Origin of the sequence: Pantoea sp. USHLN298 (assembly GCF_037149395.1) — a bacterium.
GTDB lineage: Bacteria > Pseudomonadota > Gammaproteobacteria > Enterobacterales > Enterobacteriaceae > Pantoea > Pantoea astica.
On sequence record NZ_JBBCRO010000001.1, the window covers coordinates 834243 to 856525 of the forward strand.

Sequence of the window (22283 nt, forward strand, 5' to 3'; positions counted from 1 at the left end):
GAAGCCGTTTTGGTGATCATTACAGAGGAGCCATCTGGACAGGACGCCGTGATAGTCGAGGAGGTCGCATTGCTTACCCGGGAATTTCTTTTAAAAGCGGATTGTAAAACGTCGTTCGGTGATATCGAAGAGACGCTGCTCTGGAGTTGCGAGCAGCGCGCGGCGTCGCTGGCGGCTACGCTGGCCTGCCGTCCCGATCACAGCCCGGTTTGGATCTTTGGTTACGGCTCTCTGATGTGGAACCCGATCTTTGAAGCGGATGAGGTGGCTTCCGGCTGGCTGGAAGGCTGGCATCGCGCTTTCTGTTTGCGGCTGATTGCCGGACGCGGCACCGCCACGCACCCCGGCCGGATGCTGGCGCTGAAACAGGGCGGTCGCACCAGCGGTCTGGCGTTTCGCCTGCCGGAGGCGCGGCTGCATGAGGAGCTGGCGCTGCTGTGGAAACGCGAGATGATTACCGGCTGCTATCTGCCGACCTGGTGCGAACTGCAGCTGGATGATGGCCGCAGCGTGACGGCACTGACCTTTATTATGGACCCGCGTCACCCGCTGTATGAATCGGACTCCTGCCCGGAGGCGATCGCCCCACTGATTGCCGCTGCCAGTGGCCCGCTGGGTTCCAATGCCCAGTATCTGTTTTCGCTGGAAGAAGAGCTGACCCGACGCGGCATGGAAGAGGAGAGTCTGAGCCGGCTGGCCCATCAGGTACGGACGTTACAACAAAGCCATTGCCTGAAGCAGGCCTGACGCCGTAACCGTAACCCGTTTCCCCTGCCGCCCTCTGGCAGCAGGGGAAACGGTGAGCTGGCGGTTACGTTCCCGCCTTGCCTCACCTCAGTTGGCCGGATTAATCAGCCAGGTGCCTGGCTTATCAATGGTCAGCGATTGTGTGTGGGTCACGCTGCCGTTATGCACTTCAATGCGATACTGTCCGGCCGCCAGATTCAGCGCGGCAAAGCCGCTGCTGCCCGGTTTAACTTCCACCTGCTGTCCGTTGAGCACCACGTTTTCACCGCTTTCCAGCTTGAGATAAACCGTCGCCAGCACTGCTGGCGCGTCCGTGGCCGGCGCTGCCGCTGCGGGGGCACCGGTGGCGGCAACCGGTGCATGGCTGACCGGTTCCGGTGTTGCAGCGTGACGATTCGCCAGCCAGACGGCAGCCACCACCGCCAGCAGCGCAACGGCCGCTGCGCCCAGCAATCCTGGCGACAGTCGGCGTACGGTACGCGGCGTAACCGGCTCGGCGGCGGCGGCACCGTGATTCACCGCCATTACTACCGGGGCTGGCGTCTCGACCGGCTCCTCTTCCACGACGGCAGGACTTTCGCCCGGCACCGGGAAACTGTTAACCACGGCTTCAACATCACTGACCGGCAGATCAATCAGCGCCGCAAACGCATCGATAGTTTGCGGACGATCGCCCGGCTTCATCGCCAGCGCGCAGTCAATCGCATGCAGCAGCGGCAGCGAATACCCTTCTGGCTGACGTTCAACCAGCGGTTGATAGTTATCTTCAATGCAGCGCACCACGCTGACCGGCGGGGGATTACCGGTGATCAGGCTGTGCAGCACGGCACCGAGCGCGTAGATATCCGTCCACGGGCCCTGTTCAACCTCTCCCTCTTCGCTGTACTGCTCAATCGGGGCGAAACCGGGCTTCAGCATGATTTCGGTTTCATCGGAGAGATTGCCGATCTCTTTGCGCGCCGAGCCGAAATCCAGCAGCACCGGCAGCTGGTTTTCCTGAATCTGGATATTATCCAGCGAGATATCGCGATGCAGATAGCCCGCCTGATGAATGGTGCTGATGGCGCCCAGCAGCGGCGGCAGCAGACGACGAATCCAGGCTTCGGAAATCGACTCCGGGCTGGTGAGCTGCCACTCTTTCAGCGTCATGCCGCTGTAGTAAAGCGTGCCCATATAGGCGGTGCCGTTCTGCTCCCAGAAGCGCAATACGTGCAGCAGGCCGGGATGGTTAAAGCGGGCCAGCAGACGTGCTTCCTGGATAAAGCTGTTCAGCCCGGCGTTAAACAGTTTCTGGAAGCGCTCGCCGCGCAGTTCCAGGGTTAAATCCGCCGCACGCACCGCCAGCGAAACCGGCATGTACTCTTTGATGGCGATGGTGCGTTCCAGCTGGTGATCCCACGCGCGATAGACGATGCCGAAACCGCCGCCACCAATCACTTCCTTGATCTCAAACTCGTTAAAGCGGTATCCGTCCGGCAGGGCATTCGGAACCGTTTTCTGATTATCATTTGCCGACATAGTGAACTCTCTGAACACGGCCTGCTCGCCAGGCTGCGCGGTAATTAATTGATGTTACGCCAGGCACCAATGGCAGGATCAACCAGATCCGCGTGCAGGGTGTCGATGAGTAACACATTCACTTTTTGCTGTGGCATGAAATGCGGCGCCCATTGGCCGCGCAAAGTCTCAACCCGCGATTTCACAGCGTCAGCGTCCTGCTGCGCAGCATTCTTATCCATCTTAATCAACAAGGTTCCATTAAAGCGCCAGACATGTTGCTGGCTGTCAAACGGCAGCACCAGCCAGCTATCGGGCGCTTCGGCGCGGGTGACGATCATGCGCTGATTATTCGCCGCAATGACCTCCAGTTTGCTGTCCGGGATGGCCAGATTGGCGATCGGATAGCCCTGATAAAAGGTCACTGCCACCGGCGTCGTATGATCCGGCGTGGCCAGCGTCAGCTCACTTTTGCCCTCGACCCAGCCGTCGGGCGAGCACTGCTGCTTGCTGACATCCGGGATAAACATCGTCTGAGCATTCTCATCCCAGGCGGTGCGGAAATGGCAGCCGCTGGGCAGATCAAAATGTTGCAGCGGCGTGCTGTTGGCCGGACGTGACAGATCGAGCGGGGCGGCATTACTGGCGCTGGCGCTGGCCGTGGCGTCCGCCATCACAATCGGCCGCCAGTTCTGTAACTTGCTGGCGCTGCCGCTGGCGAGTACGCCGCCCTCTTTGTCGGTCATCTGCCACGGCATAACATCCAGCAAGCCGCACTGGTTAGCCAGCAGGGTGCCGACGCGCGGTAAAAAGGTGGTCAGCACCGCCGAATCCTTACTTTTGCCAGAGACAATGCGCAGCGGCAAGGTCTCCTTGCACCAGTCGTCAGGCGCTTTGCTCACCACATTATCGATGTAGACTTCCAGCGCCAGGCTGGGCGAATAGACCACACGATAATTTTCGGCCTGGGCGTGAAAGGCGATCAGTAAGGTGGCGATGCCGGGCAACCACAGTTTCATAAGAATCCTTGGAATCAAAAACGAGGCGGCAGAAAGCGCGCCGAATCAGCCAGTGAATAGAGCAATGTCGCTTCTTCCGGCTCACCAATCCAGACCGCCAGTGCGCTGAGATTATCTTTTTTCACGTTACGGCTCACCGCCTGTTCCATCAGCGCCAGCCACTCTTCGCAGGCGTTGACCATGCGCAGTGCCTGTTCCATTTCACCGGTGGTCAGGTTAAGCCAGAATCCATCGGTGCAGACCAGAAACGCGTCGCCATCTTCCAGCGCAATCTCCTGGGAAAAACTGACGGCACGCGGCGGTTCAGCGCCGAGCGCATTATAGAGTAAATTACTGTTAATGCCGGTATTTTCATAGCCCGCTTCTTTCAGTTGCTGGGCCAGACTGTGGTCCCGGGTCACCTCATGCAGCACCCCACGCCGGAAGTGGTAAACCCGGCTATCACCTGCGTGCGCCCACCATGCGCGCTGTTTCTGGCGGTCAATAAACAGCGCCGCAAGGGTGGTGCTCATGCGTGCAAATTTAGGATTCTTTCCCTGTGCCTCGTGCAGCGCAATCCGGCACTGTTCGATCGCCTGATGGGTAAACTCCGGGGTAAAGTGCTCGCAATGCTGTAGCTGGCTAATCAGGCAGTCACGCACCAGCTGCGCGGCCATCTCGCCGCCGGGGAGGCCGGCGACGCCGTCACAGACCACAAAACAGGCCCGGCGATCGTCCAGCTCGGCACCGGTGCGATCCTGATTATCATCGCGCAGACCTTGCTGGCAGCGGCTGGCAAAAACGATCTTCATGCTTCATCTACCCGCGTCTGGGAATCTTTGTACTGATTGACCTCCATGTCATAGGCATGCAGAAACGCTTCGCCAAACAGGGTATGGAAATCATCGTCAATTTCGCCGGCGGTACGCTGATAGTTGCGGGTAAAGTAATCCCACAGCGCCGCCTTTTTGAGGCTGGTGAAGGGTAGCTTAGGCAGCATGCCGTCGGCGCGGGCCTGCTCTTCCAGTCGGGCCGGATTAAACGACTGCAGCATGGCCGCAATGATGGCGCGGATACCGGCGATCATCCCCAGCTGATGCGCCTGCAGATCAACCAGCGCATCGCGCACCGCCTGCTCGGGCGGCATAAAGCCCGGCATCTGGCTCTGATACATCTGCATCAGCACGGTCTTACCGGAAGGCAGGATCTTAAAGGGGTTGTTAGCCTCGTTAAGGATCATCGTCATGTCCGCTTTCACCCCGCGCTTGAGGATGGAGCGCGACGACAGCAACGCCACCGTACCCTGCGAAAACAGGCTCAGCATCCGGCCGGTGATGCGCATCTGCTCTTCGTCGATGGGCGTCGCGTGGCCGTTGCTCAGCCCCATGCCGTCCAGCAGCGCGGCAATCAGCTTATCCTGATCCTGCGGCTGGGAGGCGAGCGCACGGCGCGGCTCGTTGGCCTGCGGTTCTATCGCCAGCCGCGCATCATTGTGACGCTCGTGCCGCACCGGCGCGCTTTCATTCACCATCAGGCGATCCTCCACCTCATGATGTTCGTGAATGCCTAACGGATTCGCCGGGTGGTCGCTGTTACCGGCAAACAGCGCGAGAGGATCGCTCTGCTCGCGATGGCAGGCGGGATCGCGCACGTCCAGCGCATAGTCGCCGATGCGTAATGCATCGCCATGCTTCAGCAGCACCTGCATCCCGCGACCGAGCGTGATGCCGTTGTGCTCCACCGGCGTGACGCTGCCCTGATTCGTCAGCCGGCATTCGCCGTCGTGCGACACATGAACCAGCGCCTGCAGACGCGAAATGGCGCGTGACTCATCTGGCAGTACCAGATCGTTGTCCTGACTGCGGCCAATGGTGCCTCCAGGCGGTTGAAACACGACGGTTTTAACCGGAACATCCGTAGTGCATTGCACAATGGTAAATTGCATGAGTTATCCCAGATTGAACGGCAAACGCAACCGGCCTTACTCAAACATCGGTGGGTAGAGGCCATTACGTCCCGGCTGTGCACCTGCCGCCGGGTTAAACAGTAACGAAAACAGTTGTGCGGTGAGGTTGCCGCTGTGCTTATGGGTCGCGTGGGCAAAACCATCACTGCGGTTACTCCACCAGTAGCTCATATGCTGCTGGGGATCGAAACGTTCAGCCACTTCACGCCAGCTCAGCGTGCAGGGCAAATCCTGAAACCCGATCACATCCATAATGTCCGAAGGCTGCCTGGCGGGCACCAGCAGCGGCGTCAGCGCCTGGATTTGCTGCTCAAGCTGCTCACCATTAAGCGGCGTCTGTACCGCACGCAGCAGCGTGGCACCCAGCTCCTGAAACCACTCTCCCGAGATAGTCAGCTGCGCCGGATGCCACTGGCTGAGCGGAAAGCTGTGCAGCGCCAGCAGCGGCCAGGCCCGTCCGACGCGGTCACAGGAGGGGAGTAAACAGCCCATCTGCACCTGTTGCCGGGTCGGGGTGATCGGCAAGACAAAATTCCATACCGGCGCGCGCAAAAAGTTCGCGGTCACCGCGTCGTCCTGCTGATGCCAGTGCAGTAATCCCTGCTGGAACCAGTGGTTCCACGGGGTGATCTGTTGCTCGCTCAGCCGATGGTGCAGAAAGTCGCCGGTAGACGGCAGCTTGCCATACCAGCCGGGGGCAGTATAAGCAGCCATATTCACCTCACCATTACTCGCTATGCAGGGTCAACCGCTGTGCAGAGCGCGAGGGCGTTACCGCCAGCACAGGGCCGGATTGCCCCGCAATTTTCAGATTTTCCGCAAGTTTCCGCATCATCAGCGCATTATCACGTGCATAGGGCGATGACTGAATCTGCTGATCCAGTAGCTGACTCAGGTGCCAGTCGAGCTGCTGAAGGTCGCGGGTGCTGACCGTATCGGGCAGCGAACGCTGTAAGTTTTGCAGCAGCCAGGCACGCAGAAATTCACCATCGTAATTACGCGGTTGATAGAGCATCTGATAGGCGCGCAGGGCATTGCGGCTATACGCATTATCATCGCCTGGGTCATTACGCAAAATATTGGTGATCTGCTGGGCCACGCGCGGCAGCAGTAAAGACTTAAGCGCATTTTGATAAAGTGCCCAGGCCGCATCGCTGACCTGGGTTCCGCGATATAAGCCAATCCGCATAGTAAGCGGCGGATTATCGAGAGAAAAACGGTCTGAGAGCGGCAGTTTCACCAGGCTATTAAGAAAGGGTAGCAGATCAAAAATATTATCAGCAGGCTGATGAATCACCTGCTGGCTCTGCTCACGAATAGCCGGTACCCGCGCCTCAACCTGATCCAGATAGTGCTGGTTCTGGTAGTAACTGATGCCCCACAGGCTCGACATAATCAGCAGAGCGCCGGCCAGAACGCCATAGCCGATCCAGTGAAACAGCTGATTACGGTATTCCCAGCGTCGGTTGCTGCCAGCCAGTCCGCTCTCTTTAAAGATCAGATCGCTGAGCAAATCGCGGATAAAGAAGCTCTGTCCTTTGTTACCCGGAATCGGGCTATTGCGGTTAACGCTGTCCCACGCGGCGATCGAATGGTCACCCGCCGGGCGCAGCTGCAATTTTCGGCTCAGCTCGCCCATCACCCGGTCAAAAGGCAGGCCTTCCTGCGTACCGCTGGTGAAAAACAGGCCGCGCGGACTCCAGGCAACCGCATCCTGATGATCGGAAAAGACGATGTCGAGGTACTCATTCAGCAGCGGACGCAGCGAGGCAAACTCCTGAGGAAACAGGAAGCATTCAGCACGCTCATTGAGATCGCGCTCCTGCGTCATCTGGTCAGCCAGCTGCTGCTGTAGCTGCTGCTCCAGCCGCTGAAACTGCTGGCCGAAATGGCGATGCCAGTCACCTTTATGCGGCTTGCCGAGGTCCCAGTTAAAGGTGAAACCCCAGATAGCATCACGCTTCGCTTTGTCCACCGAGCCGAAATAACTCATAAAGCCTTTCAGCAGGTCGGTTTTGGTCACCATCACATAGACCGGGAAATGGATGCCGCTCTGCTGATGCAGTTCTGCCATGCGTTCACGCAGCGCGCTGGCCTGCGCAAAGCGCGCCTCAGCGGAGTCACTCAGCAGATCGGCGACGCTGATGGTCATGATCACACCGTTAATCGGCTGACGGGTGCGGTAACGTTTAAGCAGGTTGATAAAGCTGTGCCACTCGGCGGCGTCGCGCGCACGCTGGCTCTCCTGCAGGGCGTAGCGGCCCGCGGTATCAATCAGCACCGCACTGTCGGTAAACCACCAGTCGCAGTTCCGGGTGCCGCCCACGCCGCGAATCGCATTTTTACCCAGCGTGTCGGTCAGCGGGAAATTCAGACCGGCATTCAGCAGGGCGGTGGTTTTTCCGGCGCCCGGTGCGCCCATCACCAGATACCACGGCAGCTGATAAAGGTAGTTTGAATTGAACCGCGTCAGCAGACCGCCAGCGTGACGACGGCCAAACTGGGTCCGTTTGAGCTGCATTGCTGCATCGCTGAAGCGCTGGTTGAGCAGCTCCTCGGTGACCTGACGTTCAGCCGGATCGTCGCTGCCGGCGGCCTGCAGCTGGGTCAGTAACCGGCTGTTAAACCAGGCACGATAAAGCGAGGGGATCAGCTGGAACAGAACCCAAAGAAAATAGAGCGCAGCGACGGTGAGCTGACGCGGCAGGATCGGCTCCAGCGGGCGCGATTCGCCCCACGACCAGAGCGGCCCGAGCATCCAGACCAGACAGCTCAGCGCCGTGACGCCGATAAAACTCCATAACAATCGATGCGTCAGAAGCAGTCGAACGGAAGCGCGCATTATTGTGCTCCTTGATGATTACTGAGCGTTTCGGGCGCGGCAAACAGTGTGATTTCAACGCGGCGGTTGCGGGTTCGGTTTTCGCTGCTGTCATTCGGCAGCAGCGGGTCGCTGTCGCCGCGGCCTTCAGAGCGCACCGTATGGCCATCCGCCAGTTGGGACTGCAGCAACTGCGTGACCGCACGGGCGCGGGCGAAAGAAAATTCGTAACTGGAGGCAAAACGGCTATTGTCGACTGGATGATCGTCGGTAAACACCGACACCAGGATAGCGCCTTTCACATTTTTCATCGCCGTCGAGACACGAGCCAGCAGGGCGCGGCCCACCGGATTGATCACCGTGCCCTGTTCGGCGAACAGCTTATCCGCCGGGATAATCACTTTGCTGCCGAAGGCGCCGTCGCTGACTTCCAGCTGACCGGCGGCAATCACATCATTCAGACGCTGGCGCAGATCGAGCAGCGCCTGCGGAGAGGAGGGACGACGGCCAGCCGTAATCTGCGGCAATGGGGTCTGGTAGATGGCGCGCAGCAGCGGCTCGGCGGCATTACCCAGTCGCCAGTTGAGGCCGCTGTAGATCAGGCAGCCAATCAGCGCCACCAGCATCGCGCAGGCCCACAGCGGCACCATCGGCCGCGCCAGCGTGCTGACCAGCGGATGCACCTCCACCAGCGGTGGCTGCGGCGTCTGACGCTGCGCGCGCGTTTCGTCAATCAGGCTTTTCAATCGCTTGCGGATGCCGTCGCACTGGGCGCGACCGTTTTCACTGCCGCGATAGCGGCCTTCATAGCCCAGCAGCAGACAGTAGTGCACCACCTCCAGCAGCCAGAGATGCTGTTGCGGGCTTTGTGAAATGCGTGACAGCAGCTGAAAAAATTTCTCGCCGCCCCAGCTCTCATTGTGAAACGTCACCAGCATACCGTTGCCAGACCAGACGCCGCGCGTCCCCCACGGGGTTTGTGCCGCCGCTTCATCCAGCGCACTGCAGACGCAGTAACGTGCGCCGATAATCATCTCAAACGGCAAACCCGCCTGTTTACAACGCTGTTCGAACAGGCGGATCTCATCAATAAGCGACTGGCGTAAGCCCGCGGGGTCGTCATGGGTGGCTGACTGACGAATTTGCACCACCGCGTTCAGCAGTGGTGCTGCAGCCTGAAGTAATAGATTCTCATTGCCTGAGGGGATGACCTCACGCGCAGGGGATTCCACAGTCATTAATTCGTGATCTTCCAGCCAATGGCAAATCCCTGTACCCGCAGCCCAGGACGGTGCTGCGGGCAATATGCGCCGGATTTCATGTTTAGTCTAAGATCCAGGTCGCGGTATCGTTAGTGCGGCACGCTTTACTGGCACCGCCAACGGCGACACAGACCTGTTTCGTTTTGCGGGGACGGGGACGATCACTAAGCACCGTTGCATCATAACGACTGCTTTCCACACCCGCTTTTAACGGGACGTAACCGATCATCGGGCCGTCAGCCTGGTCAGCAATCGCCAGCCAGTGATTTTCCACATTGCCTAATACTTCAAACGGTTTACCCGTTTCGAGATAGCGAACCACTTTGCCGCCATAATCGGGCGTGGTCATAACTGACGCACCGTATAGCGCCCGCCAGGTCTGGTTGACCGGCTCAAATTCAGTCGGCGGCGCCACGGCGTGCCGATGAACCAGTTTGACGCCATTAATTTCGCTGGTCACCAGCGTGTCATCAGTGACGGGCGGCGGCGGGGCCTTACAGCCTGCCAGGGTAAGGACCGCCAGCAGTGTTAACGCAAGACTCTTTTTCACCATGTTCCTCGTGATCTCATCAAAGTATCTGCATATTGCCTGGCCCGACGCAGGGGAAGGCCGACATTGGCACCGCAGTGGGCCAACGTTCTGACATTCAAAAAAAGGTCAGATTACATCGGGATAGTACTGCGTTCAGTCTACCTAAGACTTTTGAGAATTCAAACCATTGCACCGGCTGCCGATGCGTGATAGCGGGCGCGTTACCGCTAAGCCAGGGCGCAGGAAAAGCGCCATGCTTTACAATAGTTAAAGCGAACTGAATTATCGCGACCGCAAACCGGTTGTGAATGTTGCCGCGCATCTTGCCATGCATTGAATTCAATTGGAAACTATTAAGTTTTTCTAATCACTTATTACCAGAAAATTTTATCCGTTTGCCTTAATAATCTTATTAAAATCGGAATTTCCGGGTCCGTCTCATCCCGCTTATGCGCCGAAAGCGGCACGGCTTTTGCTTAAAAAGTGTTTTATGGCGATGAGAGGTGAGCAATGAGAGACGCCCTGACCTGGCTACGTGCATCGCGGGAAAGCGATATTGCCAGCCTGCAACGGCTACTCCAGACCGGACAGCTGATTACTGCGGTCAGTGAGCTGGTTCACCAGCTGCAGCGGGAACGCGGGGCCAGTAATATCTGGATCTGTTCTCATGGGCGGCTGTTTAGCACTGAGCGGCTCGCCCGTCAGCAGGATGTCAGCGCCTGCCTGCAGCACTTTTATCAGGCGCTACCGCCCGCCGTGGCGCAGCCGGGCTACAGCCGCTTCTGTCACCTGATTGCCGCCGCGTTGCAGGCGCTGAGCGAGCTGCCCGCGCTACGACAGCAGATCGCTGAAGAAACGCTGACTCAGGTAACGGCAATGGCGGCGTTTAATCAGGTGATCCGCACCTTACTCAATCTGGTCTTTGAAGCGGCAGACACTGCCAGCCATCCCGATATTTCTCGCGCCCTGATAGCACTATTCAGCTTTATGCAGGGCAAAGAGCTGGCCGGACAGGAGCGCGCCATTGGGTCCGCTGGCTTTGCGGCCGGGCAGTTCACTGCCGACCAGCGCAGCCAGATGGTGGCGCTGATTGCCGCCCAGGAGCAGAGCTTCACCACCTTTAGCCAGTTTGCCGATGCTGAAGCCTGTACCCAGTGGCAGCCGCTGGCGCAGGCCAGCCGGGATATCGAGCGGCTACGGCGCATCGCCTGCACCGGCGGCACCGGCGAAGAATCTGGCGCGCTGAACTGGTTTTCACTGCTCTCTGAGCGGCTCGATCAGATGAAAAGGGTCGAAGATGGTCTCTCCGCTACCCTGATGCTGCGTTGCCGCACCGCGATTGACCAGGCGGCATTGCCGCTGACCCCCGCGCAGGGAAACAGCAGTTTTGCGCTTTATGTTTCCGGTGCCGACTGGCTGCCCGGCGCGGCCACGCTGGACAGCGATGGTTTGGCACCGCAGCTTGGGCGTTCGGTACTGTCGTTGATTGGCGAACAGCAGCAGCGCTTGCAGCAGCAGGCTGATGAACTGGCCGCTATGCGCGCGTCACTTGATGAGCGCCGGATCATTGAACAGGCCAAGCACTGGCTGATGCAGCAGCACGGTTTCAGTGAACAAGCGGCCTGGCAGGCACTGCGTAAAAGCGCCATGAACCAGAACAAAAAGGTCGTGGAGATCGCACAAGCGGTGCTGGCCGTCGCCGCGACGCTCAGCGTTTAACCCGTAAGAGGTAGCTGCACAACGCTTGTGCGCACGCTGCGTCAGGGGAGTGCAAAAACGGTTATTTTTCCACCACTCCTGAGGCGGGAGGCCTGATAGCGCGTGGGCATGGAGACTGGCACGCTGTTTGCTTAACCTTACAGACAGTACGCATTGTTCCTGCCAACGGCGGTGGGGCCAGTGCTTTGGATAAAGGCGTCCATCCGCATGCTTCGGCATGTCGGAGGACGCCTTTTTTTATTCCTGTTCAGGGGCCATATGATGAGCAAAATGCCAGTCTCACGACGCCAGTTACTGATTTCCGGGGCCGCGCTGGGTGCGGCCTGGGTTATCCCAGGATTACGCAATGCCGTCTGGGCGGCGGGATCAGATGCACCCGAAAAAGCCGAGGTCCGGGTCGGCTTTATTCCGCTCACTGACTGCGCGCCGGTGGTGATGGCGTCCGTTAAAGGCTTCGATAAAAAATATGGCCTGAGCCTTCAGGCCAGTAAAGAGGCGAGCTGGGCGGCAGTGCGCGACAAACTGACTTCCGGTGAACTGGATGCGGCGCACGTGTTATACGGCATGATCTACGCGTTACAGCTCGGCGTGGCCGGTCCGCAACACGACATGGCTAACCTGATGACGCTCAACCACAACGGCCAGGCGATCACCCTGTCGAACCAGCTGAAAGCCAGCGGCGTGACCGACGCGGCCAGCCTGAAAAAGGCGGTGGAGAGCCAGGCCAAAGGCAGCCTGACCTTCGCCCACACCTTTCCTACCAGCACCCATGCCATGTGGCTCTATTACTGGCTGGCTAATGCTGGCATCAACCCGTTTGAGGATGTGCGCACTGTGGTTGTGCCGCCGCCACAGATGGTGATGAACATGAAAATTGGCAACATGAGCGGCTTCTGCGTCGGTGAGCCGTGGAACCAGCGTGCCATCAGCGACAACATCGGCTTTACCGCCGCCACCAGCCAGCAGATCTGGCCTGAACATCCGGAGAAAATCCTCGGCACCCGTGCGCAGTGGGTCAAAGAGAACCCCAACACCGCCCGTGCCCTCACGGCGGCAGTACTGGACGCCGCCCGCTGGATTGACGCCTCCGACGATAACCGCCGCGAAACGGCTCAGGTATTAGCCGGACGCGCCTGGATCAATACCAAAGTTGAGACGTTACAGGGACGGATGCTGGGGCAGTATCAGAACGGGCTCGGTCAGTCGTGGCAGGATGCGCACCCGATGCGCTTCTTTGGTGACGGCAACGTCAGTTTCCCCTGGCTCTCCGACGGCATGTGGTTTCTGACCCAGATGAAGCGCTGGGGGCTGCTGACCCGCGATCCCGATTATCAGGCCGTCGCGCGCCAGATTAATCGTATCGACATCTATAAACAGGCCGCCAGTGCGGTCGGCCAGATCGCGCTGCCCGCCACAGAGATGCGCAGCAGTACCCTCATCGACGGCAAAGTGTGGGACGGCAGCAATCCTGCCGCCTATGCCGCCAGTTTCGCCATCAAACGTTAAGAGAGGATGCCATGAAAACTGACGCGCGCGCCCTGGCGCAGCCGGTGCAGTCCGACAGCAGTGCCACCGTGATCCCGTTGCAGATTACCCCGAAAGCCGCCGCCAGACCGGCCCGCCTGCGTCCGCTGATCCAGCGGGCTATTCCGGTCGCTGGTGGGATGCTGTTGCTGCTGCTGGTGTGGCAAATCGCTGCGCTATCGGCGCCGGCTTTTCCAACGCCGTACGCCACCTGGCAGGCGGCGCAGATTCTGTTTGCCGATCCGTTCTACAGCAATGGCCCCAACGATCAGGGTATCGGCTGGAACGTGCTGGCGTCACTGCAGCGTGTCGCTATCGGCTTCGGCCTGGCCGCCCTGGTGGGTATTCCCGCCGGTTTTCTGCTCGGTCGGTTTCTGTTTATGGCGCGGATGTTTAATCCGATTATCGCCTTGCTGCGCCCGGTCAGTCCGCTGGCCTGGCTGCCGATTGGCCTGCTGCTGTTTCAGCGCGCTGAGCCTGCCGCCAGCTGGACCATTTTCATCTGTTCGATCTGGCCAATGATCATCAACACCGCCGAAGGGGTACAACGCATTCCGCAGGATTACCTCAATGTGGCGCGGGTGCTGCAGCTTTCCGAGTGGACCGTGATGCGCCGCATCCTGCTGCCGGCGGTGCTGCCCGCCGTGCTGACCGGGGTTCGCCTGTCGATTGGCATTGCGTGGCTGGTGATTGTCGCCGCTGAAATGCTGACCGGCGGACTCGGTATCGGCTTCTGGATCTGGAACGAGTGGAACAACCTCAACGTGGAAAACATTCTGATCGCCATCCTGATTATCGGCGGCGTCGGCCTGTTGCTGGAGCAGGGCCTGATGCTGCTGGTACGTCGTTTTAGCTGGGATAAATAAGGAGTTCACCATGACACACATTATACGCGTCCAGCAGGTCAGCCAGCGCTTCAATACCGCCAGCGGTGAATTCCTGGCACTGGATAACGTCAGTTTTGATATTCACGAAGGCGAAACCCTGAGTCTGATCGGCCATTCCGGCTGCGGAAAATCGACGCTGCTGAACCTGATTGCCGGACTGAGCCGGCCCAGCAGCGGCGTATTGCTGTGTGATAACCGTGAGATCGGCGGTCCGGGGCCGGAGCGGGCGGTGGTGTTTCAGAACCATTCGCTGCTGCCGTGGCTGACGGCGTTTCAGAACGTTGAGCTGGCGGTACAGCAGGTGTTTAAAGGCAGGCTGAGTAAAGCGGAAATGCAGGACTGGATTGAGCACAACCTGAATCGGGTGCAGATGAGCCATGCGATGCACAAGCGGCCGGGTGAAATTTCCGGCGGCATGAAGCAGCGGGTTGGCATCGCGCGGGCGCTGGCGATGAAGCCGCGTGTGCTGCTGCTGGATGAGCCGTTTGGCGCGCTGGACGCCTTGACCCGCGCCCACCTGCAGGACAGCGTGATGCGCATTCAGCAGGAGCTGAACACCACCATCGTGCTGATTACCCATGACGTCGATGAGGCGGTGCTGTTGTCCGATCGGGTACTGATGATGACCAACGGCCCAGCAGCGCGAGTCGGTGAGATCCTGCCGGTCAACCTGCCGCGTCCGCGTTCACGCGTCGCGCTGGCCGATGAGCCGCGCTATCACCAGCTGCGCCAGCAGGTGCTGCACTTTCTGTATGAAAAACAGACCACGGCGGCGTGAGGATCGCATTATGACGCAACGGCTGCTGGTAATAGGGAATGGCATGGCGGCGATGCAGCTGGTCGAGAGCCTGTTGCAACGGGCGCCGCAGCGTTACGCCATCACGGTGATTGGCCGCGAGCCGCATGGCAACTACAACCGCGTGCTGTTATCACCGGTGCTGGCGGGTGAGATGCGCTTCAGCGAGACCCTGATCCATGCAACGTCGTGGTATCAGCAGCACGGCGTGACGCTGCTGGCGGGCGAAACGGTGCAGCAGGTCAATCTGGCGGCCCGTACGGTGCTGACCGACCAGCGTCAGCTGGGCTGGGACCGGCTGGTGTTCGCCACCGGATCGCAGCCGCGCCTGCCAGCTATTCCAGGCATCGATCGGCCGCAGGTCAGCAGTTTCCGCTGCATCAGTGACGTTGAGCGGCTGCTGGCGGGCCACGGTCCGGTGGCGGTGCTGGGTGGCGGTTTCCTCGGTATTGAGGCGGCGGCGGCGCTGCGAGCCCAGGGACGCGAAGTGACGCTGATTCATCACAAAGGCTGCCTGCTCGATCGCCAGTTGGATGCCAGAGCGGGCGAACTGCTGCTGACGGCGCTGCGCGAGCGTGGCATACGGTGTGCGCTGAACAGCGGCGTGCAGGCGATCACTGCCGCGGGCGTGCTGCTGACCGATGGCCACCATTGCGCGGCCAGCCAGGTGGTGATCGCCATTGGGGTGGAACCGGCGGTGGCCGTGGCGCGGGATGCGGGCCTGCCGTGTCAGCGCGGTATTCTGGTCGATCGCCAGCTACGCAGCGCCGTGCCCGGTGTCTACGCCGTCGGCGAGTGCTGTGAAATTGAGAGCGAAACTTTTGGCCTGGTGGCGCCCTGTCTGGCACAGGCGAAGGTACTGGCGGCGCAGCTGGCCGGTACGCCAGAACCCGATTACCGGACGCAGCCCGGCGGCACGCGGCTCAAAGTCAGCGGCATTTCCCTGTTCAGCGCCGGGGATATCCGTGAAGCGCCGTCGGTCAGCAGTTTTGATCCGATCTCCGGCGATTATCGTCGTCTCTTTCTGCGACAGGGACGCCTCAACGGCGTGCTGCTGTTTGGTGACAGCCAGCAGGGGGCCGCACTGCTTGGCCGCCTGCAGCGCGCTGAATCCGCCACCCTCGCGACCCTGTTCGATCCCGATCAACCTGAAACGCAGCCACAGGCTGCAGAGAGCCTTCTGATGAGTAAACCTCTATTAGCCGTGATTGGTCACGGCATGGTCAGCCACTATTTTCTTGAGCAACTGGTCGCCCGTGAACTGCATCAGCACTATCAGATTGTGGTGTATGGCGAAGAGTCTCAGCCAGCCTATGACCGGGTACATTTGTCGGACTATTTCAACGGCAAGCAGGCGGCTGACCTCTCTCTGGTGGAGGCGGATTTCTTTGCTCAGCACGGTATTGAACTGCGCAGCGGCTGCCAGGTGGTGTCGGTTGATCGGGCGCAGCGTAGCCTGACTGACAGCGCGGGCAACCAGCTGGCGTGGGATCGGCTGGTGCTGGCCACCGGGTCACGCGCCTTCGTGCCGCCGATTCCCGGCCACGACGCGGCACGCTGTTTCGTCTACCGCACGCTGGACGATCTGGACGCGATTGCCGCCTGCGCCCGGCACAGTCAGCGCGGCGTAGTGATTGGCGGCGGGCTGCTGGGTCTGGAGGCAGCGAATGCGCTGCGGCAACTGGGGCTGGAAACCCACGTGGTGGAGTTTGCGCCGCGCCTGATGGCGGTGCAGCTGGATGAGGGCGGCGCGTTAATGCTGCGTCAGAAGATCGAGGCGCTCGGCGTGACGGTACATACCTCAAAACAGACAGAGCAGATTGAGACCCGGGCTGACGGCAGCGTGCTGCTGCACTTTGCCGATGGCAGCAGCCTGCACAGCGATCTGGTGCTGTTCTCGGCGGGCATCCGACCGCGTGATGAACTGGCGCGTGATGCCGGGCTGATGCTCGGTCCGCGCGGCGGTATTGAGATTAACGATCGTTGCCAGACCAGCGATGAAGCGGTCTACGCCATCGGCGAATGCGCGCTGTGGAACGGGCAGATTTTTGGTCTGGTGGCACCTGGCTATCAGATGGCACGGGTGCTGGCGGGCCATCTGGCGGCGGAACCCAGTGCGTTCAGCGGTGCAGACATGAGCACGAAGCTCAAGCTGCTGGGCGTCGAGGTGGCCTCGTTTGGTGATGCACAGGGGCGGGCCCCGGGCTGCCAGAGTTATCACTGGACGGACGGTCCAAAGGGCATTTACAAAAAAATCGTGATTTCTGCCGACGGCAGCCGGTTGCTGGGCGGCGTGCTGGTGGGTGACAGCAGCGATTACGCCACGCTGCTGCAGATGATGCTGAATGCGTTGCCGCTGCCTGCCGCGCCAGAGAGTCTGATCCTGCCGCAGCTGGCGGGCGCACCGGCCAAAGCGCCCGGCGTAGCCGCGCTGCCTGACAGTGCTCAGGTCTGCTCCTGTCATAACGTCAGCAAAGGCGATATCTGCGCCGCGGTGAAAAGTGGCTGCAGTGAGATGAGCAGCATTAAAAGCTGCACCAAAGCCGCCACCGGCTGCGGCGGTTGTTCCGCACTGGTGAAACAGGTGATGGACTACCAGCTGTCGAACCTCGGCGTCGAGGTGAAGACGGATATCTGCGAGCACTTCCCCTGGTCACGGCAAGCGCTTTATCACCTGATTCGGGTGGAAGGTATCACAACCTTTGACGATCTGCTGGCGGCGCACGGCAAAGGCCACGGCTGTGAAGTGTGTAAACCGCTGGTGGCCTCGTTACTGGCCTCCTGCTGGAACGATTATCTGCTGCAACCGGCGCATCTGCCGCTGCAGGACACCAACGATCGCTACTTCGCCAACATCCAGAAAGATGGCACTTATTCGGTGGTGCCGCGCGTGCCAGCCGGTGAGATCACTCCGCAAGGCCTGATTGCCATTGGTGAAGTGGCGGCGCGTTACGATCTCTACACCAAAATTACCGGCGGGCAGCGCATCGATCTGTTCGGGGCGCGGCTCGAACAGCTTCCCGCTATCTGGCAGACGCTGCTGGATGCCGGCTTTGAAACCGGCCACGCCTACGGCAAATCGCTGCGCACCGTGAAGTCCTGCGTCGGCTCGACCTGGTGCCGCTACGGCGTACAGGATTCGACGGCATTCGCCATCGCGCTGGAGAATCGTTACAAGGGCCTGCGCGCCCCGCACAAGATCAAGATGGCGGTCTCCGGCTGCACCCGTGAGTGTGCCGAAGCACAGAGCAAAGATATCGGGGTGATCGCCACCGACAAGGGCTGGAACCTCTACGTCTGCGGCAATGGCGGCATGAAGCCGCGTCACGCCGATCTGTTCGCCAGCGATCTCGACGACGCCACCTTGCTGCGTTATGTCGATCGACTGCTGATGTTTTATATCCGTACCGCCGATCGTCTGCAGCGTACCAGCGTCTGGCTGGATAACCTGGAGGGCGGACTCGACTATCTCCGCCAGGTGGTGATCGACGATAGCCTCGGTCTGGCCGCCACCCTGGAGCAGGAGATGCAGCAGGTGGTGGAGGCTTACCAGTGCGAATGGCAGACCACGCTGGCCGATGCGTCACGCCTTGCGCTTTTTACTCCGACGGTCAACAGCGATCAACCGGATGAGAGTCTTTATTACAGCCGGGTACGCGGCCAGCGCCAGCCGGATGAAGCGACATCCCGGCCGGTGCTGCAACTGCCCGCTGAACCCTGGAGCGCGATCTGCGCCCTTGATGCGGTGCCACAGCAGGCGGGTATCGGGGCGCGGCTGGGCAGCGAGCGTATCGCCCTGTTCCGCTTTGGCGAGGCGCTTTATGCGCTGGAAGATCGCGAACCGGGCAGCGAAGCCAGCGTGTTGTCGCGCGGTATCCTCGGTGATGTTGGCGGTGAGCCTGTGGTGATTTCGCCACTCTACAAGCAGCGTGTGCGTCTGCGGGACGGTCAGAGTCTGGATAATCCGCAGCATCAGTTACGCTGCTGGCCGGTGAAGCTGGAAGCGGGGCAGATCTGGCTGGCCAATCGCCCGATTAATCAGCTGGCGCAGGCATCATGAAGACCACCTGTCCCTATTGCGGCGTCGGCTGTGGCGTCTGCGTCACGCCGCAGGACAATCATCGGGCGCAGGTGATGGGCGATCCCCAGCATCCGGCCAACGCCGGGCGGCTGTGCGTTAAGGGCACTGCGTTAGGCGAGACGCTGACGCCACAGGGACGGTTGCTTACCGCGCAGGTCAACGGCCAGCCAGTGACGCTCGACGCAGCGCTGGATGCCGCGGCAGAGGGATTAAGAGAAGTGATGGATCGTTATGGTCCGCAGGCGGTGGCGTTTTATGGCTCCGGCCAGCTGTTGACCGAGGATTATTACGTCGCCAATAAGCTGATGAAGGGCTATATCGGCGCCGCCAATATCGATACCAATTCGCGGCTCTGTATGGCGTCGGCGGTGATTGGCTATAAGCGGGCATTCGGTGCGGATGCGGTGCCCTGCTGTTATGAGGATCTGGAGCAGGCCGATCTGGTGGTGCTGGTCGGTTCCAATGCTGCCTGGGCACATCCGGTGATCTGGCAGCGGCTGGCACAGGCGAAACAGCAGCGTCCGGAAATGCGGATGGTGGTGATCGATCCGCGCCGCACCGCCAGTTGCGATCTGGCCGACCTGCATCTGCCGCTGCGTCCTGGCAGCGATACGCTGCTGTTTTCCGGTCTGCTGCGCTGGCTGGCAACGCAGGGCGGCATCGATCAGACGATGCTGCCCCATCTGAGCGGCGTGGAAGAGACCCTGGCGGCGGCAGAGCCGTGGGAGATTGCGCACGTCGCCGCGCAGTGCGATCTGACACTGCAGCAGGTCACGGCGTTTTTTACGCTGTTCAGTGGCACCGATCGGGTACTGACGCTGTGGTGCATGGGGATTAATCAGTCGGTGACCGGCAGTGATAACAACCAGGCGATTCTCAATGCACACCTGTTAAGCGGCAAAATCGGCCGGACAGGCTGCGGCCCGTTTTCGCTGACCGGACAGCCAAATGCGATGGGCGGCCGTGAAGTGGGTGGGCTGGCCAATCAGCTGGCGGCGCACATGGGATTTGACCCGGCTGACTGTGATCGGGTGCAGCGTTTCTGGCGCAGTCCGACCATTGCCCGTCAGCCTGGTCTGACGGCGATGGATCTGTTCCAGGCTATTGCGCGCGGCGAGGTGAAAGCAGTCTGGATTATGGGCACCAATCCGGCGGTGTCGATGCCTGAGGGCAATCGGGTGGCGCAGGCGCTGGCGGCCTGTCCGCTGGTGATTGTGTCGGACATCATGGCGCACACCGATACCAGTGCGTTTGCTGACATCCTGCTACCGGCCCAGGGCTGGGGCGAGAAAAATGGCACCGTGACCAATTCCGAACGGCGGATTTCGCGTCAGCGCGCCTTTGCCGCCGCACCTGGCGATGCCCGTCCCGACTGGTGGTTGCTGGCCCAGGTGGCCCGGCGTTTAGGTTTTGATGGATTTGACTGGCAGCATCCGGCGGCGATTTTTCGTGAACACGCGGCGCTGTCGGGCTTTGAGAACGGTGGTCGACGAGCGTTTGATATCAGCGCGCTGGCGCAGTTAAGTGATGCTGGCTGGGATGCGTTGCGTCCGGTTCAGTGGCCGGTGAACGCTGAACATCCCGAGGGTTGCGCCCGATTGTTTCGCGATCGGCGGTTTTATCATCCTGATGGTAAGGCGCGACTGTGGGTGCCGGCAACGCCCGCGGTGATGTCACGCGAGGCGGCTTATCCGTTACTGATGAATACCGGACGGGTGCGCGATCAGTGGCATACCATGACCCGTACCGGGCTGGTGCCGCGGCTGATGCAGCATTGTGACGAACCCTTTGTGGCGCTTCATCCGGCCGATGCGGCCCGTTATGGGTTAACGGCAGGGGCGCTGGCGCGGGTGCAGTCGGTTGCGGGCTGGATCAGCGTCCGGGTGACGATTGATCGCGGGCTGCGGTGCGGAGAGCTGTTTGTGCCGATGCACTGGAACCGTCAGTTCAGTCAGCAGAGCCATGTCGATATGTTGGTCGCCGCACGAGGCTGTCCGTTTTCACAGCAACCGGCGCTGAAACAGACGCCGGTGCGGATTATGCCGTTGCCGGTGAGCTGGCAGGGCTGGTTATGGCAGCCCGCGGTGACGTCGCCAGCGGGATTACGTTACTGGGCACGCTCACCCTACGCCGGGGTGCAGCGCTATGTGGTCGCGGGCGAGGGCGCGCCGGAAGCCTGGCTGGCTGCGCATGATGATCTCACCGGGTGTCAGTTGCAGGTCGCGGGCGGCAGCGGCAGTGATTATCGGGTGCTGGCATGGCGCGACGGCGTGCTGCAACGGGCGTTTTATGCCGGGGCCAGGTTGCCGGATGTCGATCACGATTTAGTCGCTGCCGCGTTTCAGGCTGCGCCACCGGATGCGTTTCGGCGGCACCGTTTACTGGCAGGTCAGGCCGCGCAGGGCCAGGCGGCGGGGCGGATTATCTGCAGTTGCATGGTGGTTGGCGAACAGGCCATTTTGCAGGCGGTGGCGCAGGGTTGCAGGACGACCCAGGCGCTGGGTGAGAGGCTTAAATGCGGCACGCAGTGCGGTTCCTGCATTCCGGAACTGAAACAGCTGTTGCTTTCCCAATCGGTAACGGAGGAATCATGACGCTGGCCATTGAATCGCTCGATAAATTACTGACGCCACAGGGCGTTGTTCCGCAGCAGGGTGCAGTGTGGTTAGTCGGTGCCGGGCCGGGTGATGTTGAGTTGCTGACGGTGAAAGCGTTGCGGTTACTGCATTGCGCTGAGGTGGTGGTCTATGACCGGCTGGTGAGCGAGGCGGTGATGGCGGAAGTGCCGGAGAGCGCCTTGTGTATTGATGTCGGTAAACAGCCTGGGCAGCACGGTCTGAAGCAGGCGCAGATCAATCAGTTGCTGATCGATCTGGCATACAGTGGCCGGGATGTTATCCGGCTGAAAGGCGGCGATCCCTTTATTTTTGGTCGTGGCGGAGAGGAGATGGTGAGTCTGCAGCAGGCCGGGATCCGTTGTGAAGTGGTGCCGGGGATTACTGCTGCGGTCGGCTGTGCGGCGGCCAGCGGTATTCCGTTGACGCACCGTGATTGTGCGCAGTCTTTGCGGCTGATTACCGGGCACGGGCGTAGCGGGGAGCCGCAACTCGATGCCGCCGCCGTGGCGGCGGACAATCAGACACTGGTGTTTTATATGGGCCTGAGCTGGAGTGCCTCGATCAGTGCGCAACTGCAGGCTCAGGGGCGTGATGCAGAGACGCCGGTGGCGATCATTGAGAACGGCACCCGGCCGGATCAGCGGGTGTTGATTACCACGCTGGCCGGGCTGGCACAGACGGTAGCTCAGGAGAAGCCGGTGTCGCCGTCGCTGTTGCTGGTCGGTGAGGTGGTGCGTTATTACCGTGCTGATTTGCAGGTGGGTGCGCTGGCGCGCGTTGCCGCGTGTTGAGGTCAGGGGGCTAACCGTGCGACGGAGCGGGCTGTGAGACAGGT

Annotated in this window: 16 protein-coding genes; 8 read left to right on the forward strand and 8 right to left on the reverse strand. The window is 60.5% G+C overall.

Annotated features, from left to right (window positions below):
* Nucleotides 1-69 precede the first annotated feature (69 nt).
* The gene (locus WFK59_RS04010; protein WP_233984528.1) at nucleotides 70-747 is read left to right on the forward strand and encodes a gamma-glutamylcyclotransferase; all 678 of its coding nucleotides are present in this window, start codon (nucleotides 70-72) and stop codon (nucleotides 745-747) included.
* A gap of 87 nt (nucleotides 748-834) precedes the next feature.
* On the opposite strand, the gene WFK59_RS04015 is transcribed toward WFK59_RS04010, so the two are convergent.
* From WFK59_RS04015 to WFK59_RS04050, 8 genes are all read right to left on the reverse strand, one after another.
* A complete protein-coding gene (locus tag WFK59_RS04015) occupies nucleotides 835-2265 on the reverse strand; it encodes a serine/threonine protein kinase (RefSeq protein ID WP_336755068.1) in 1431 nt (476 codons plus the stop codon).
* Nucleotides 2266-2309: 44 nt separating this feature from the next.
* Complete coding sequence (locus WFK59_RS04020) at nucleotides 2310-3263, reverse strand: hypothetical protein (RefSeq protein WP_233984526.1); 954 nt, start codon at nucleotides 3261-3263, stop codon at nucleotides 2310-2312.
* Nucleotides 3264-3277: 14 nt separating this feature from the next.
* The gene (locus WFK59_RS04025) at nucleotides 3278-4054 is read right to left on the reverse strand and encodes a PP2C family protein-serine/threonine phosphatase (RefSeq protein WP_233984525.1); all 777 of its coding nucleotides are present in this window, start codon (nucleotides 4052-4054) and stop codon (nucleotides 3278-3280) included.
* Nucleotides 4051-5187 (reverse strand): type VI secretion system-associated FHA domain protein TagH, encoded by a 1137-nt coding sequence (gene tagH, locus WFK59_RS04030; RefSeq protein ID WP_233984524.1) that lies wholly within the window; start codon nucleotides 5185-5187, stop codon nucleotides 4051-4053. Before tagH ends, WFK59_RS04025 begins: the two co-directional genes overlap by 4 nt.
* Before the next feature lie 36 nt (nucleotides 5188-5223).
* Entirely contained in the window at nucleotides 5224-5922 is a 699-nt protein-coding gene (gene tagF, locus WFK59_RS04035) for a type VI secretion system-associated protein TagF (RefSeq protein ID WP_233984523.1), read from the reverse strand.
* A 13-nt stretch (nucleotides 5923-5935) separates the two neighbouring features.
* Nucleotides 5936-8050, reverse strand: coding sequence for a type VI secretion system membrane subunit TssM (tssM, locus tag WFK59_RS04040; RefSeq protein WP_233984522.1), 2115 nt, complete (start codon nucleotides 8048-8050; stop codon nucleotides 5936-5938).
* Nucleotides 8050-9267 carry a type IVB secretion system protein IcmH/DotU gene (gene icmH / locus WFK59_RS04045; RefSeq protein ID WP_233984521.1) on the reverse strand — a complete coding sequence of 406 codons (1218 nt, stop codon included), beginning with the start codon at nucleotides 9265-9267 and terminating at the stop codon, nucleotides 8050-8052. The genes tssM and icmH overlap by 1 nt, the downstream gene beginning before the upstream one ends.
* Nucleotides 9268-9352: 85 nt before the next feature.
* The gene (locus tag WFK59_RS04050; RefSeq protein ID WP_336755070.1) at nucleotides 9353-9844 is read right to left on the reverse strand and encodes an SH3 domain-containing protein; all 492 of its coding nucleotides are present in this window, start codon (nucleotides 9842-9844) and stop codon (nucleotides 9353-9355) included.
* Between the two features lie 489 nt (nucleotides 9845-10333).
* Between WFK59_RS04050 and WFK59_RS04055 the strand changes: the two genes are divergently transcribed.
* The 7 genes from WFK59_RS04055 to cobA all read left to right on the forward strand — a co-directional run bounded on the left by WFK59_RS04055 (nucleotide 10334) and on the right by cobA (nucleotide 22239).
* Nucleotides 10334-11542, forward strand: a complete 1209-nt coding sequence (locus WFK59_RS04055) for a nitrate regulatory protein (protein ID WP_233984519.1) — start codon at nucleotides 10334-10336, stop codon at nucleotides 11540-11542.
* A 261-nt stretch (nucleotides 11543-11803) separates the two neighbouring features.
* Nucleotides 11804-13048 (forward strand): CmpA/NrtA family ABC transporter substrate-binding protein, encoded by a 1245-nt coding sequence (locus WFK59_RS04060; protein WP_233988190.1) that lies wholly within the window; start codon nucleotides 11804-11806, stop codon nucleotides 13046-13048.
* Nucleotides 13049-13059: 11 nt separating this feature from the next.
* Nucleotides 13060-13932 carry a nitrate ABC transporter permease gene (gene ntrB, locus WFK59_RS04065; protein WP_336755071.1) on the forward strand — a complete coding sequence of 291 codons (873 nt, stop codon included), beginning with the start codon at nucleotides 13060-13062 and terminating at the stop codon, nucleotides 13930-13932.
* Nucleotides 13933-13942: 10 nt separating this feature from the next.
* Complete coding sequence (locus WFK59_RS04070) at nucleotides 13943-14731, forward strand: ABC transporter ATP-binding protein (RefSeq protein ID WP_233984517.1); 789 nt, start codon at nucleotides 13943-13945, stop codon at nucleotides 14729-14731.
* Nucleotides 14732-14741: 10 nt separating this feature from the next.
* Entirely contained in the window at nucleotides 14742-18809 is a 4068-nt protein-coding gene (nirB, locus tag WFK59_RS04075; RefSeq protein WP_336755073.1) for a nitrite reductase large subunit NirB, read from the forward strand.
* Nucleotides 18806-21424 (forward strand): nitrate reductase, encoded by a 2619-nt coding sequence (locus tag WFK59_RS04080; RefSeq protein ID WP_336755074.1) that lies wholly within the window; start codon nucleotides 18806-18808, stop codon nucleotides 21422-21424. The genes nirB and WFK59_RS04080 overlap by 4 nt, the downstream gene beginning before the upstream one ends.
* Nucleotides 21421-22239: a uroporphyrinogen-III C-methyltransferase gene (gene cobA / locus WFK59_RS04085; RefSeq protein WP_233984514.1), complete on the forward strand. Its 819-nt coding sequence runs from the start codon at nucleotides 21421-21423 to the stop codon at nucleotides 22237-22239. The genes WFK59_RS04080 and cobA overlap by 4 nt, the downstream gene beginning before the upstream one ends.
* Nucleotides 22240-22283: the final 44 nt, after the last annotated feature.

Coding starts and splice junctions, on each gene's coding strand:
- WFK59_RS04015 (WP_336755068.1), bottom strand. CDS start 2,265: ATGTCGGCAAATGATAATCAGAAAACGGTTCCGAATGCCCTGCCGGAC.
- WFK59_RS04020 (WP_233984526.1), bottom strand. CDS start 3,263: ATGAAACTGTGGTTGCCCGGCATCGCCACCTTACTGATCGCCTTTCAC.
- WFK59_RS04025 (WP_233984525.1), bottom strand. CDS start 4,054: ATGAAGATCGTTTTTGCCAGCCGCTGCCAGCAAGGTCTGCGCGATGAT.
- tagH (WP_233984524.1), bottom strand. CDS start 5,187: ATGCAATTTACCATTGTGCAATGCACTACGGATGTTCCGGTTAAAACC.
- tagF (WP_233984523.1), bottom strand. CDS start 5,922: ATGGCTGCTTATACTGCCCCCGGCTGGTATGGCAAGCTGCCGTCTACC.
- tssM (WP_233984522.1), bottom strand. CDS start 8,050: ATGCGCGCTTCCGTTCGACTGCTTCTGACGCATCGATTGTTATGGAGT.
- icmH (WP_233984521.1), bottom strand. CDS start 9,267: ATGACTGTGGAATCCCCTGCGCGTGAGGTCATCCCCTCAGGCAATGAG.
- WFK59_RS04050 (WP_336755070.1), bottom strand. CDS start 9,844: ATGGTGAAAAAGAGTCTTGCGTTAACACTGCTGGCGGTCCTTACCCTG.
- WFK59_RS04055 (WP_233984519.1), top strand. CDS start 10,334: ATGAGAGACGCCCTGACCTGGCTACGTGCATCGCGGGAAAGCGATATT.
- WFK59_RS04060 (WP_233988190.1), top strand. CDS start 11,804: ATGAGCAAAATGCCAGTCTCACGACGCCAGTTACTGATTTCCGGGGCC.
- ntrB (WP_336755071.1), top strand. CDS start 13,060: ATGAAAACTGACGCGCGCGCCCTGGCGCAGCCGGTGCAGTCCGACAGC.
- WFK59_RS04070 (WP_233984517.1), top strand. CDS start 13,943: ATGACACACATTATACGCGTCCAGCAGGTCAGCCAGCGCTTCAATACC.
- nirB (WP_336755073.1), top strand. CDS start 14,742: ATGACGCAACGGCTGCTGGTAATAGGGAATGGCATGGCGGCGATGCAG.
- WFK59_RS04080 (WP_336755074.1), top strand. CDS start 18,806: ATGAAGACCACCTGTCCCTATTGCGGCGTCGGCTGTGGCGTCTGCGTC.
- cobA (WP_233984514.1), top strand. CDS start 21,421: ATGACGCTGGCCATTGAATCGCTCGATAAATTACTGACGCCACAGGGC.